This is a genomic window from Thalassospira sp. A40-3 (genome assembly GCF_015871485.1).
Taxonomy (GTDB): domain Bacteria; phylum Pseudomonadota; class Alphaproteobacteria; order Rhodospirillales; family Thalassospiraceae; genus Thalassospira; species Thalassospira tepidiphila.
Map to the genome: position 1 here is coordinate 2,907,273 of NZ_CP065428.1, position 12,728 is coordinate 2,920,000.

The following is a 12,728-nucleotide window of genomic DNA, read 5'->3' on the forward strand; positions in this document are numbered from 1 at the left end:
TCAGGTCACCGCGTTGCGTTTGTGGAACTCCGGCTTGTCCCAAGCACGCGTTTCCATGATTTCAGCCAAAATCTTCACCGCACCATCAACATCACCCTTGTCGATATAAAGCGGGGTAAAACCAAAACGGATCACATCCGGTGCGCGGAAGTCACCAATCACACCGCGCGCAATCAAGGCCTGCATAACGGCATAGCCCTGATCAAACTTGAACGACACCTGCGATCCACGTTGTTCGGGATGGCGCGGGCTTGCCAGCTCCAACATCGGACAATTTGCCTCGACCCCGGCGATGAATTGTTCACACAGCTCGATACTGCGTTTGCGGATATCGACCATGTCAACGCCGTCCCATGCCTTCATGGCTTCTTCCAACACGGTCATCTGAATGACCGGCGGGGTACCAACACGCATGCGCGACACATCCGGTGCCGGGGTGTAATCGGGATCAAAGGCGAAGGGTGCTGCGTGCCCCAACCAGCCCGAAAGTGCCGGACGGGCAGATTTTGCATGATCCGGGCGGACATAGATAAAGGCCGGTGCACCGGGACCACCATTCAGATACTTGTAGGTACAGCCTACCGCGAAATCGGCATTGCATACCGCCAAATCAACCGGCACAGCCCCGGCCGAATGCGCCAAATCCCAAATCACCAACGCACCAGCGGCATGCGCCAGATCGGTAAGGAGTTTCATGTCGTGCATGCGGCCCGTCCGGTAATCCACCTGGGTCAGCATCAGCACAGCCAGATCCTCGTTAATCAGGCTTTCGACATCTTCCGGGTTCGGTGTTTTCAACACATGACCACGATCAAGCGACTTGATCAGGCCGTCCGCCATGTAAAGATCGGTCGGGAAGTTGCCATTATCAGAAACGATCACCTTGCGATCCGGGCGCATTTCAAGCGCACTTGCGAGTGCCTGATAGACCTTGATCGACAGGGTATCGCCCATCACCACAGTACCGGGTGCCGCCCCGATCAAACGCGCGACAAGATTGCCGACACGTTCGGGTTGCTCCATCCATTTGGCATCGTTCCAGCCACGGATCAGCATTTCCCCCCATTCCTGTTCGATCATCTCCTTAGCACGGTTGGCCGCCGTTTTCGGCAGCACGCCAAGCGAGTTCCCATCAAGGTAAATCACACCTTCCGGGATATGGAACAGGGATTTGGTGGCGGCAAAGTCGGTCATGCAGACGGTTCCTGTTTCAGTCTGAAGCGCTGGATTTTTCCAGTCGCGGTTTTTGGCAATGCCTCGATAAAGACGACGGAGCGCGGATATTTAAACGGCGCGATGGTCGCTTTTACATGATCCTGAAGCGCTTTGGCCATCTCGGGCGTTGGATCGAACCCTTCGGCCAGGACAATATGCGCCTGAACGATCGTTCCGCGTTCCTCGTCGGGCGCGCCAACAACCGCACATTCCGCCACCGAAGCATGTGCTAACAACGCCGCCTCGACCTCTGGCCCGGCGATGTTATAGCCCGACGACACAATCATATCGTCGTTGCGTGCCGCGAAATGATAGTAGCCGTCTTCATCAACAAAGAACGCATCCCCCGTCAGGTTCCAGCCATCGCGGACATACACGCTCTGACGCACGTCATCCAGATAACGACATCCCGTGGGACCACGCACCGCAAGGCGCCCGACGGTTCCGACCGGTACTTCGTTCATTTTGTCATCGACAATCTTGGCTTCGTATCCGGTTACCGGCCGACCTGTACAGGCCGGATGGCTGTCACCGAACCGGTTGGAAATAAAGATATGGAGCATCTCGGTCGCACCGATGCCATCAAGCATCGGCTTGCCGGTTTTTGCCATCCACGCTTCATAGACCGGGGCTGGCAGGGTTTCACCGGCCGAAACAGCGGCGCGCAGCGATGACAGATCAGCACCATCTTCCATGGCTGATAACATCACGCGGTACGCAGTCGGTGCGGTAAAGCAGACCGTTGCCTTATAGGTTTCGATGATTTCGATCATATTGGGCGGCGATGCCTTTTCAAGCAAGGTCGCGGTCGCCCCGAACCGCAGCGGAAAGATCGCAAGCCCGCCAAGCCCGAATGTAAAGGCCAGCGGCGGGGAGCCGACAAACACGTCATCAGGGGTGACATTCAGCACTTCCTTGGCATAGCCATCGGCAATGATCAAAAGATCCCGGTGGAAATGCATGGTTGCCTTCGGACTGCCGGTGGTGCCCGATGTAAAGCCAAGCAAGGCAACATCATCGCGCCCGGTCTTGACCGCTTCGAATTTGACCGATTTGGTCAGGGCAATGCGATCAAGCTCCGCGTCATGATTGGCCGTACCATCAAAGCCGATCACCTTTTTAAGGAACTTGCTGTCCTTTGCACACGCCACCAGTTCATCCGTCAGGCGGGTATCGCACAGGGCAAATTCGATCTCGGCCTTGTCAACGATCTGGCCCAACTCACCGGCACGCAGCATCGGCATGGTATTGACCACAACCGCACCGGCCTTGGTTGCCGCCAGCCAACAGGCTACCATCGCCGGGTTATTGGCCGACCGGATCAGGATGCGATTACCGGGTTTGACACCGTAATCCTCAGCCAATGCATGGGCGATCCGGTTGGTCCAGTCTGCCAGTTCCTTATAGGTACGCTGGCGTCCATTGCCGATCAGGGCTGTGTTATCGCCAAATCCCTGTTCGACCATCTTGTCGGTCAGTTCGACCCCGGCATTCAGATATTCGGGATAATCAAACCCATCCAGATTGATATCCGGCCATTCTGCAAACGGGGGCAACTTGTCCCGTGTGAAGCTATCGGTATGTGCGGTTGGTCCGAGCATTGTGAAGTCCCTGATACAGCCATTATTACGCCAGCGTTTGCCGTGCGATGATTATTTTCTGGACGTCGGATGCGCCTTCATAAATGCGAAGGGCGCGAATTTCCCGGTAAAGCGATTCAACGATGTGCCCGCTGCGCACACCATCGCCGCCATGAATTTGCACCGCCTTATCAATGACGGTTTGTGCATGATCGGTTGAATAAAGTTTGGCCATCGCCGCCTCGCGACTAACCCGCGGCGCCCCACTATCCTTAAGCCAGGCGGCGCGATAAACCAGAAGGGCCGAGGCATCGATATCAAGCGCCATGTCCGCGACATGCCCCTGAACCATCTGCAAATCAAAAAGCGGCGCACCAAACAGTTCGCGTTCCTGAACGCGGGTGATGGTTTCATCAAGCGCGCGACGGGCAAAGCCAAGGGCGGCTGCGGCAACGGTCGATCGGAAAACATCCAAAACCGACATCGCGATCTTGAACCCATCCCCTCCCTTGCCCATCAGGGCGGATGCCGGAATACGGCAATCGGTAAATTTCAAACGTGCCAACGGATGCGGCGCGATGGTGTGAAGGCGTTCCGCGATTTCAAAGCCGGGCACGTTCGCCGGAACGATGAAGGCCGAAAGACCCTTGGCCCCGGGGGCTTCGCCGGTGCGGGCAAAGACGCAATAGAAATCGGCAATGCCACCGTTTGATATCCAGGTTTTTTCACCGTTCAGGACGAAGTCATCACCATCACGCTTTGCCTCAAGCGCGATATTGGCAACGTCGGAGCCCGATTGCGGTTCGGTCAGCGCAAAGGCGGCAATCGCCTTACCGGAACGTACTTTTGGCAACCAGTTATCTTTCTGGTCGTTTGTTCCGAACAAGGAGATTGCGCCACTCCCCAACCCTTGCATCGCAAAAGAAAAATCAGCAAGCCCGTCATAACGCGCCAGTGTTTCACGGATCAGGCAAAGCGATCTGACATCAAGCTTTGATCCCGCGTCAGCCGGATCAATCGCGGCATGACGCAACCAGTCGCCACTGGCCAGACGTGCGACAAGATCGCGACAGGCCGCATCGACATCTTCGTGATTGATACCCTTGATGTTGGCCGCGGCCCAATCATCAAGCTTTGTCGCCAGTTCACGATGGCGGTCTTCAAAGAATGGCCAATCAAGATAGGTCTTATCTGCCATCAGTCGCCCTCGAAAACCGGTTTTTCCTTGGCAACGAATGCCTTGTAGGCGCGATTGAAATCCTCGGTCTGCATGCAGATCGCCTGCGCCTGTGCTTCGGCCTCGATCGCCTGCTCGATCGACATATTCCATTCCTGGGCCAGCATGGTTTTGGTCATCATGTGACCAAAGTTCGGGCCTTGGGAAATGCGGGTTGCAAGGGCAATCGCCTCTGCCTCAAGCAGCTCCGCTTCGACCAAACGATTATAAAAGCCCCAACGTTCGCCTTCCTCTGCCGACATGGATCGGCCGGTATAAAGAAGCTCAGCCGCGCGGCCCTGTCCGATGATGCGCGGCAGGATGGCGCACGCGCCCATGTCACATCCGGCAAGCCCGACCCGGGTAAACAGGAACGCGGTTTTCGATGCCGCCGTCGCCAGTCGCAAATCAGATGCCATGGCAATGATCGCCCCCGCACCGACACAAACACCATCAACCGCCGCAATCACCGGCTTGCCACAGCCAATGATCGCCTTGACCAGATCACCGGTCATGCGGGTGAATTCAAGAAGGCCTTTCATGTCCTTGTCGATCAGCGGGCCGATGATGTCATGCACATCCCCGCCAGAGCAGAAATTGCCCCCGTTCGAGCCAAACACGACCGCCTTGACGTCATCGGCATAGACCAGATCGCGGAATGTATCGCGAAGCTCGGCATAACTTTCAAAGGTTAGCGGGTTCTTGCGATCCGGGCGATCAAGCGAAATGACCGCAACGTCGCCTTCCATGCGCCAGTTGAAATGTTTGGGCGTGATGTTTGCCATCTTAGTCATGGTGGGGCGCCTCGTTATGATGGGAAATGTTGCGCAGGATGCGGATCAGGGCATCGGCATCGCCAGACGACAAATCGGAAAACAGATCCGAAACCCAACCTTCATGCACCAACGCACGTTCAGCGAAATCTTTTTCACCGGCCTTGGTCAGACGCACAATTGATGCCCGGCGATCATTTTCGACCGGCATGCGAACAACCAATCCCTCTGCCACCAGACGATCAACGATCCCGGTGACATTGCCGTTTGATACCATCAGAGACTTTGAAAGCTCGCTCATGCGCATGCCATCGCGTTCGCGATAAAGGGCGGCCAGCACGTCAAAGCGCGGCAGGGTCGATCCGAACTCAAGGCGCATCTTTTCACGCAACTCGCCCTCGATCTTGCGCGATACCTTCAGGATTTGCAGCCAGGCGCGTAAACGTGCCTTCGACAGATCAGACGTCTCATTTCCTGCCCGTTCGGAAAGTGCTTCGGATTTGTTCATGTTCATACTTCTCCTCCCGAAACGGAAATCGTCTGTCCCGTTATCGATGCCGCCTTGGGGCTGCAAAGCCACATGACGGTTTCAGCAACCTCTTCAGGCTGAATGAACCGGTTTTGCGGATTGATTTTGGCAAGGCTTGCGCGCGCGGCATCCTTGCTCATGCCGGTTTTGGCAACGATGTTTTCAACCGACTTTGCCAACATCGGCGTTTCCATGAAGCCCGGGCAAACCGCATTGATCGTGATCGGGCTGGTGGCAAGCTCGGCTGCCATACCCTTGACCATGCCCACAACGCCATGTTTTGCCGCACAATAAGCCGTAACATAGGCATAGCCCTTGAGCCCCGCTGTCGATGCGATTGAAATCAGCCGCCCCGGCTTGGTCTTATCCATCGCGGCCAATCCTTCACGGAACGTCAAAAACGTCCCGGTCAGATTGACATCCATGGTCCGCTGCCAAAGATCGACCGATGTTTTGCCAATCGGTGCACTTTCAGCCATCCCTGCATTGGCGATCACCAGATCGGGGGTGCCGACCACATCGACCATGGTCGTGAACATATCTTGTACTGATGTTTCATCGGTGACATCGGCCACGATGGCAGTGATGTTTTCATATTCAGCAACTTCGGCCAGCACATCTGATCGCCGTCCGGATACCACAACCTTCACCCCGGCATCGGCAAGCATCCTGGCCATCACGGCCCCGACACCGGAACCGCCGCCGGTGATCAATGCGTTATGAACGGCAAGATCGGCCATCGGTGCTTATACCTTTCCGGTCATGGTTTCAGCCCGCTCGGCAAGACGGCACATCTGATCACGCCCGGCATAGTATGGCGCCGGCCAGTTTTCTGTGCGGTTGCCAAGGCTGGCTGCCTGATGCAGCGTCCAATACGGATTGGCAAGATGCGGTCGCGCCAGACAAACAAGGTCGGCACGCCCGGCCATCAGGATCGAATTGACGTGATCGGCCTCATAGATATTGCCAACCGCCATGGTCGGAATACCGGCTTCATTGCGGATACGGTCGGAAAACGGCGTCTGGAACATACGGCCATAAACAGGTTTGGCATCCGTTGTCGTTTGCCCTGCCGATACGTCACAAATATCGACATCATTGGCCTTAAGCATTTTGGCGATCTCAACCGCCTCTTCGGGCGTAATCCCCGCATCACCGACCCAGTCATTGGCCGAAATACGCACCGACATCGGCTTATTCTTGGGCCATGCCGCACGAACGGCATTGATGACCTCAAGCGGATAACGCATCCGGTTTTCAAGCGACCCACCATATTCGTCATCGCGAATATTGCTGACCGGGCTGATGAAACAGGACAGAAGATAGCCATGCGCGGCATGAACCTCGATCATGTCAAAGCCTGCACGATCGGCCATTTTGGCAGATGCAACAAACTGATCACGAACCATATCCATGTCTTCACGCGTCATGGCCTTGGGCACCGCATTGCGGTCCGACCATGCGATGGCAGATGCCGACATCAGCGGCCAGTTGCCATCCTTTAACGGTGCATCCATTTCTTCCCAACCGAGCTGGGTCGAGCCCTTGCGCCCGGAATGACCGATCTGCATGCAGACCTTGGCATCCGTCTCGGCATGAATGAAATCTGTAATCCGCGTCCAGGCCTTCTCTTGGCTGACATCATACGCACCCGGGCAGCCCGGCGTGATGCGGCCTTCCGGCGAGACACAGGTCATTTCGGTATAAACCAACCCTGCCCCGCCTTTTGCGCGCTCGGCGTAATGCACCAGATGCCAGTCGGTCGGGCAGCCATCAACCGCCTTGTACTGTGCCATCGGAGACACAACGACGCGGTTCTTAAGCGACATGTCGCGCAACTGATAGGGCACAAACATCGGATGACGCACCGGTGCACTTTCCGGAAGACCCGCCTGAGTCTGGAACCATTTTTCCGCACCTTCAAGCCATTTGGCATCGCGCAGGCGCAGGTTTTCATGACTGATGCGCTGCGATCTGGTCAGAAGCGAATAGGTAAACTGGGTCGGATCAAAATCGAAATAGCGTTCGATTTCTTCAAACCACTCCATCGAGTTGCGTGCAGCCGACTGCAGACGCAGGACCTCAAGACGGCGCTCGTCTTCGTATTTGCCAAAGGCGGACTTAAGGTCACCTTCGGAATGCAGGTAGTTGGCCAGCGCAATCGCGCTTTCAAGCGCAAGCTTGGTCCCCGACCCGATGGAAAAATGCGCTGTTGCCGCCGCATCGCCCATCAGAACGATGTTTTCATGTGACCAGCTTTTGCACAGAACGCGCGGGAAGCTCAGCCAGGCCGAACCACGAATATGATGCGCATTGCTGATCAGATTGTGACCGCCCAGATGATCCTTGAAGATATCCTCGCAAGTCGCAATCGACTCTTCCTTGGACATCTCGCCAAAACCATAGGCATTCCAGGTTTCCTGCGTGCATTCGACAATGAAGGTCGCGGTTTCGTCATCAAACTGATAGGCGTGCGCCCAGACCCAACCCTTGTCGGTTTCCTCAAAGATAAAGGTAAAGGCATCATCGAATTTCTGATGCGTACCCAGCCAGACGAACTTGCATTTGCGGGTATCGATATCAGGCTGGAAATGTTCGGCAAATTCCGTGCGGGTTCTGGAATTCAGGCCGTCACTGGCAACGACAAGATCAAATTCCTTGGCGTAATGCGCGGCACTTTCGGCCTCGGTCTCAAACCGAAGCTCAACACCAAGTTCGCGTGCCCGATCTTGTAACAAGATCAGAAGCTTTTTGCGGCCGATGCCGCAGAACCCGTGACCGGTGGAAATTGTCTTTTCGCCCCGATACTGAACCGCAACGTCATCCCAATAGGAAAAGTTGGCGCGAATGGCCTCGGCACTTTTGGTGTCATTCTCGGCCAGATTGTCCAGCGTCTCGTCAGACAGCACCACGCCCCAGCCAAATGTGTCATCAGGCTTGTTGCGTTCAATCACAACAACCTCATGCGCGGGGTCGCGCAATTTCATCGAGATTGCAAAATAAAGCCCCGCAGGACCGCCACCCAGACAAGCTACTCTCACCAGCTTTTCCCTTCCTGATTTGTTTGGTTGTTTCGGGAAACTGATAAAACGGTACGCCTCGTTTTATTTTATTTCAAGCACAAATATTTTAAGTTTGAAATATCTACGGATTTGCCTAGAATTTGATCCATAACCAGAATGCACCAGACAGGTGCTGCACGAAATTTCAGGGAACCGACAATGATTACCGACTGGGATGATGCTTATGCCAATGGCGATTACATTGCCGATGCCGCAACCTATCCGGAACTTTGGGCGACCCAGTCGGCAAAGTTTCGCGACGAGCTGAGTGGCGACAATCGCGCCCGGCTTGACATCGCCTATGGCAACGCCCCCCGCGAAAAATACGATCTTTTCCTCCCGGCCGGCACGCCAAAGGGCTTGGTCGTGTTCGTGCATGGTGGCTACTGGAAGGCGTTTGACAAATCCAGTTGGTCGCATCTGGCGAATGGTGCCGTGACCAAGGGATGGGCTGTCTGCATGCCAAGCTACACACTCGCCCCTGATGCGCGCCTTTCCGACATTACCCGCCAGATCGGGGCTGCAATCACCCATGCCGCGGACCAGATTGCAGGTCCGCTCCGCATCACGGGGCATTCGGCTGGCGGCCATCTGGTTAGCCGCATGGTCAGCCACACGTCACCGCTTTCGTCCTCCATTCTGGCACGGATCGAAAACACGGTTTCCATTTCCGGCCTTCATGATCTTCGCCCGCTGCTGAGGACCTCGATGAACGATACCCTCGGACTGGACGCGGCCGAAGCCGAACATGAAAGTGCTGCCCTTCTGAAGCCCGCGTTATCGTGCTCGATCACCTGCTGGGTCGGGGCGGATGAACGTCCGGAATTTGTTCGCCAGAACGATCTGCTGGCCAATATCTGGACCGGCCTTGGCGCCCGCACGCGAAGTGTGCATGCCCCGGACAAACATCATTTCAATGTGATTGCCGATCTCGCCAACCCGGATTCCGATCTCGTTGCCTGTCTGCTTTCCCCCATCAGTGCAGAGGACGCATAAAATGTCGACCGTCACACTGACACTTGAAAACGCCATTGCGGTTATCACCGTCAACAACCCGCCAATTAACGCGACCAGCCACGTTGTGCGCAGCGGGATCGTCGATGCCCTCGATCAGATTGATGCCAATGATGACATCCGCGCCGCGATCCTGATTTGCGACGGCAAGACCTTCATTGCCGGTGCCGATGTCAGCGAGTTTGGCCAACCGCCAAAGGCGCCGATCCTGCCCGACGTGATCAAACGCATAGAGGCCGCAACCAAACCGGTCATCGCCGCCATTCATGGTCACGCTCTTGGTGGTGGACTGGAAGTGGCCCTTGGTTGTCATTACCGCATTGCCGATAGCACCGCCAAACTTGGCCTGCCGGAAGTCAACCTCGGCCTGATCCCGGGGGCTGGTGGCACGGTCCGCTTGCCACGACTTGTCCCGGTCGCAGAGGCCATCTCGATGATTACCAGCGGCAAACCGGTTTCGGCCACCAAGGCCAACGAGATCGGCTTGCTTGATGCGATTACCCACGGTGCCTTGGGCGATGCCGCACGCGACTTTGCCAAAACCATCCTCAGTCGTGAAACACCGGCATCGCTTCTTGCCCGTGATCCCATTGCTGCGCCGAGCTCTGCGCAATGGGATGACATAACATCCGCGACGAAAAAGAAGGCCCGTGGTCAGGTCGCCCCGCTTGCGGCCATCTCCGCCATCCGAAATGGTATCGAACACGGCCCGGATGCAGGCCTTGATTTTGAACGCGAAAAATTCATCGAACTGCGTGACAGCGATCAGTCAAAGGCGCTGCGTCACATCTTCTTTGCCGAACGCTCTGTTGCCAAACTGCCCGAACTCAAGGGTGTCGAACCGAACCCGATCCGCCAGGTCGGTGTGATTGGCGGCGGCATCATGGGGGCTGGCATTGCCACTGCATCCCTGCTCGCGGGCTTTGATGTCACGATCATCGAACGCGATGAAGCTGCCTGTGACAATGGCCGTGCGACGGTTGAAAAACACCTTGCCGGCAGCCTCAAGCGCGGCCTGATCAGCCAAGATCGTTTTGATGCTCTGATGGCGTCCTTTTCGACCAGCATTGATTACGCTGCCTTGTCTGATGCCGATCTGGTGGTCGAGGCTGTGTTTGAAGATATGGCCGTCAAACATGATGTCTTTGGCAAACTAGGCCTCCATTGCAAAGCCGATGCGGTGCTTGCGTCCAACACATCCTATCTCGACATCAATGAAATTGCCGCGCGCAGCGTTAATCCGCGGCGCGTAATTGGTCTGCATTTCTTCTCACCCGCCCATATCATGAAGCTGCTTGAGGTTGTCCGAACCGACAAGGCCGACGCCAAAAGCCTCGCGACCGCATTCGAGTTCGCCCGCGCCCTTGGCAAGATTGCGGTACCGTGCGGGGTCTGCGATGGCTTTATTGGCAACCGGATCATGTCGGCTTATCGCAAGCATTGTGAATATATGCTCGAAGACGGCGCACTGCCTCATCAAATTGATGCCGCGATGGTTGAATTCGGCTTCCCGATGGGCCTGTTTGCCATGCAGGATATGGCGGGCCTTGAGATTTCCTGGGCCACCCGCAAACGCCTCGCCCCGTTCCGCGATCCGTCAGAACGTTATGTCGCTTTGGGGGATTACCTTTGCGAGATGGGACGTTTTGGCAAAAAGAACGGCCTTGGCTGGTATCGTTACGATGAACACGGCAAGGCTCAGCCTGATCCGGAGGTCGATGCATTGGTGATCGCCGAATCAGAGAAAAAGGGCATTACCCGGCGTGATTTCACCAGCACGGAAATTATGAATGTCATCCTGACCGCCATGCGGAATGAAGGCGACAAGATCATGTCAGAAGGGATCGCCACCAGTGCTGATGCCATCGATGTTGTCATGGTCAATGGGTACGGCTTCCCGAGGCATAAGGGTGGGCCGATATTTATGACGGTATCTGACTAAGCGGTGCAACAGTATGCGTAATTCATTATCAGAAGACCTCGCCTCCAGTTTTTAGACATTTCGTCAGCGTGAAGACCGGTCTCTTTGACAGCCTGACCACAGAGGTGACTAATGCAGTTGGGCCTGATAAAAGCGTCCACTTGGAGAACCAAAAACAACCAAAATTCTTGATTGCAGCACTCAAACAGCAAGCCTTGTGAAGGAATTGGACCGTTGAAGCCAGATGTCAGCTTTGTCGCAACATTTTATAACAAAGAAGATTTCATCCCCAATGTACTGAGCGCGATTTTTGCTCAAAAAGACGTCGGAGACTGTGAATACATCTTCATCGACGACGGCTCGACGGATAATAGCCTTGCTGTTTTAGAAGAATGTTCAAATAATCGCGACAACGTAAAGATCATCACCCAGAAAAACGCTGGCCCCGCGATCGCAACCAATGTCGGCATTGACGCAGCAACACGTCCCTTTATCAAGTTTTGCGACGGTGATGACATTCTCCATCCTCGCGCGACCATAGAACTTTATAAGGCACTAAAGCAGTTCGATGTCGGGCTCGCGTGGAGCTTGGGCGAGGTCGTTTCCGCGAACTCCGAGAAGATGGATGCACCAGACCTACCATTGTCAGACGAAAAACCACAGCTCCTGGCTAATCCAATCGAGCGCGCCCTCAAACTGGCAATTTTCAACCTGACGTGTGTTCTCGCCAAGACAGAAACAGTTCGTGCTGCAGGCGGATGTGACCCGCGCGTCTTTATTCAAGATTATTCTTTCACGCTGCGCCTCGCAAACCAGACAGACTTTGTCCTTGTTCCAAGCATTCTGAATTGGTGCCCAACCGTCGAAAAGACCAACAACCGTGCTTCCGCGTTGGCTGGAGGATCTCAGGTTCTCCATGACCTCAATGCTGCACTTGCATATTTCATCTACGACCATCCCAATATGGATACAAATGTTCGTACCAAAATGCTTCAACGCGCGACAAGCCGCGCTTGGACATGGGTGAAACGACAAGAAAACGCGACCGTGTTTTCTAAAGAATTTTGTCGGTATCTTAACGCTAAGATTTTCCCAAACATCGGAAGTGCCTTTGACCGCACACTAGCCACTTGTGCTTCTTTCCGCCCTGACCGCGGGGTACGCATTCCGCCGACCGCAAAGGGTTGAGCTCATTTGGTTTCTGACCCAAGACTAAAACGACAAACCCCGCCAATGGCGGGGTTTGTCGTTTTGGTTGCGGGGGCAGGATTAGTCTGCGCCCTATGGGCTCCGCCAGCTCCGGCCTATGGCCTACGCAAAGAACCTGCAAACAGGCATAGGCCTGTTTGCGATGTTCCAATCCATATGCACCCGATAATCGAACATTAAAAAAGCCCGCCACAAGGGCGAGCTTTATT

At 55.2% G+C, this 12,728-nt stretch carries 10 protein-coding genes; 3 read left to right on the plus strand and 7 right to left on the minus strand.

From position 1 onward, the window contains the following. From kynU to IT893_RS13455, 7 genes are read right to left on the minus strand one after another with little or no spacing between them, the layout of a single operon-like run. The gene (gene kynU / locus IT893_RS13425) at positions 1–1,194 is read right to left on the minus strand and encodes a kynureninase (protein ID WP_197145461.1); all 1,194 of its coding nucleotides are present in this window, start codon (positions 1,192–1,194) and stop codon (positions 1–3) included. Beyond that, positions 1,191–2,816, minus strand: coding sequence for an AMP-binding protein (locus IT893_RS13430; RefSeq protein ID WP_197145462.1), 1,626 nt, complete (start codon positions 2,814–2,816; stop codon positions 1,191–1,193). The genes kynU and IT893_RS13430 overlap by 4 nt, the downstream gene beginning before the upstream one ends. Positions 2,817–2,841: 25 nt before the next feature. Then, positions 2,842–3,993, minus strand: coding sequence for an acyl-CoA dehydrogenase family protein (locus tag IT893_RS13435; protein WP_197145463.1), 1,152 nt, complete (start codon positions 3,991–3,993; stop codon positions 2,842–2,844). Further along, positions 3,993–4,805 (minus strand): enoyl-CoA hydratase family protein, encoded by an 813-nt coding sequence (locus IT893_RS13440; RefSeq protein ID WP_197145464.1) that lies wholly within the window; start codon positions 4,803–4,805, stop codon positions 3,993–3,995. The genes IT893_RS13435 and IT893_RS13440 overlap by 1 nt, the downstream gene beginning before the upstream one ends. Beyond that, complete coding sequence (locus IT893_RS13445; RefSeq protein WP_143588777.1) at positions 4,798–5,292, minus strand: MarR family winged helix-turn-helix transcriptional regulator; 495 nt, start codon at positions 5,290–5,292, stop codon at positions 4,798–4,800. The genes IT893_RS13440 and IT893_RS13445 overlap by 8 nt, the downstream gene beginning before the upstream one ends. 2 nt (positions 5,293–5,294) lie before the next feature. Continuing rightward, positions 5,295–6,053: an SDR family NAD(P)-dependent oxidoreductase gene (locus IT893_RS13450; protein ID WP_197145465.1), complete on the minus strand. Its 759-nt coding sequence runs from the start codon at positions 6,051–6,053 to the stop codon at positions 5,295–5,297. A gap of 6 nt (positions 6,054–6,059) precedes the next feature. Then, positions 6,060–8,354, minus strand: a complete 2,295-nt coding sequence (locus IT893_RS13455; protein WP_197145466.1) for a bifunctional salicylyl-CoA 5-hydroxylase/oxidoreductase — start codon at positions 8,352–8,354, stop codon at positions 6,060–6,062. Positions 8,355–8,534: 180 nt separating this feature from the next. Between IT893_RS13455 and IT893_RS13460 the strand changes: the two genes are divergently transcribed. The 3 genes from IT893_RS13460 to IT893_RS13470 all read left to right on the plus strand — a co-directional run bounded on the left by IT893_RS13460 (position 8,535) and on the right by IT893_RS13470 (position 12,498). After that, a complete protein-coding gene (locus IT893_RS13460) occupies positions 8,535–9,371 on the plus strand; it encodes an alpha/beta hydrolase (protein WP_197145467.1) in 837 nt (278 codons plus the stop codon). A gap of 1 nt (position 9,372) precedes the next feature. Further along, positions 9,373–11,331 (plus strand): 3-hydroxyacyl-CoA dehydrogenase NAD-binding domain-containing protein, encoded by a 1,959-nt coding sequence (locus IT893_RS13465; protein WP_197145468.1) that lies wholly within the window; start codon positions 9,373–9,375, stop codon positions 11,329–11,331. A 213-nt stretch (positions 11,332–11,544) separates the two neighbouring features. Beyond that, positions 11,545–12,498, plus strand: coding sequence for a glycosyltransferase (locus tag IT893_RS13470; RefSeq protein ID WP_197145469.1), 954 nt, complete (start codon positions 11,545–11,547; stop codon positions 12,496–12,498). Positions 12,499–12,728: the final 230 nt, after the last annotated feature.

Bases quoted from the DNA above. Each gene is read 5' to 3' on its own strand.
- IT893_RS13440 (WP_197145464.1), bottom strand. From the start codon at position 4,805: ATGACTAAGATGGCAAACATCACGCCCAAACATTTCAACTGGCGCATG.
- kynU (WP_197145461.1), bottom strand. From the start codon at position 1,194: ATGACCGACTTTGCCGCCACCAAATCCCTGTTCCATATCCCGGAAGGT.
- IT893_RS13450 (WP_197145465.1), bottom strand. From the start codon at position 6,053: ATGGCCGATCTTGCCGTTCATAACGCATTGATCACCGGCGGCGGTTCC.
- IT893_RS13430 (WP_197145462.1), bottom strand. From the start codon at position 2,816: ATGCTCGGACCAACCGCACATACCGATAGCTTCACACGGGACAAGTTG.
- IT893_RS13465 (WP_197145468.1), top strand. From the start codon at position 9,373: ATGTCGACCGTCACACTGACACTTGAAAACGCCATTGCGGTTATCACC.
- IT893_RS13445 (WP_143588777.1), bottom strand. From the start codon at position 5,292: ATGAACAAATCCGAAGCACTTTCCGAACGGGCAGGAAATGAGACGTCT.
- IT893_RS13435 (WP_197145463.1), bottom strand. From the start codon at position 3,993: ATGGCAGATAAGACCTATCTTGATTGGCCATTCTTTGAAGACCGCCAT.
- IT893_RS13460 (WP_197145467.1), top strand. From the start codon at position 8,535: ATGATTACCGACTGGGATGATGCTTATGCCAATGGCGATTACATTGCC.